The organism is Streptococcus handemini, assembly GCF_040984445.1.
GTDB classification, from domain to species: Bacteria; Bacillota; Bacilli; order Lactobacillales; family Streptococcaceae; genus Streptococcus; species Streptococcus handemini.
Map to the genome: position 1 here is coordinate 1 of NZ_JBFRYH010000032.1, position 867 is coordinate 867.

An 867-nucleotide genomic window follows, 5' to 3' on the forward strand; every position below is an offset into this window, starting at 1 on the left:
AGAGAGGTCAACCCAGTCATTCTCCAAGGCAAACAGCTGGTCGCAATACCTTAACCCTCTGGCTCCTAGCGAAGTCTTGTCTGCCTTCTTAGGCGTCGCCTCGAAGAACTTTCTTCTGACATGCGCCCAACAACCAACTAGCTGAGCTTTTTCTAATTGGCGATAAGCACCCAGCGGTTCGCAGTTTACCAAGCTTAGCGTCGCTTCGTTCCTCAAGCTTGGACTGCTATCGCATAGGCAGAACTAGAGGACTAAAGTCCTAAGTTACTGCCGTAACATGTCACAATGTACGTAGCCTGCGTAATCCCCTGTTCTTCATGCTTGCCAGATAAGAAAGTCCAGTAGTAGGTCGACTGGCTATCATTTTCCAAGACCTTATAGGAGGTTTCATCCGCATGGAGAATAGGCTGTTTCCGTAATTTCTCGTGCAACAGATCATAAATTGGCTCGAAATAATACTGACTAGACTTGATGTGCCAGTTCGCTATTTCTTTCCGTGTGATGGGTAAGCCAAGCTTATGCCAATCCTCTTCCTGCCGATAATTTGGCACCTTCAGATTGAACTTCTGATGAATCGTATGGGCAATGATGGAGGTAGAACCCAAGCTGTGTGCTAAAGGAGCCTTGATAATCTTATCGCTAAGACTGTTCTCGCTACAAGCCTGACACTTGTAAGCGTGTTGGACATGGTCAATCCGCTTTAATTGTGCAGGAATGAAGACCAACTCTTGTCGTTGAACAGTTGAGCCAATCTCCTTCAACTGACCATGGCAGTCTGGACAAGTGCAGTCTTCACCCTGTAATTCGTGATGAACCATCTCTGGAGTGAATTGACTAAAAATAGCCTGACGAACTCCCTTAGCTTTC

General features: G+C 46.4%; 1 pseudogene. It reads right to left on the bottom strand.

Annotated elements, in window-relative coordinates:
• Positions 1–867: pseudogene (locus ABPH35_RS10995) on the bottom strand (IS66 family transposase); the annotation flags it as partial.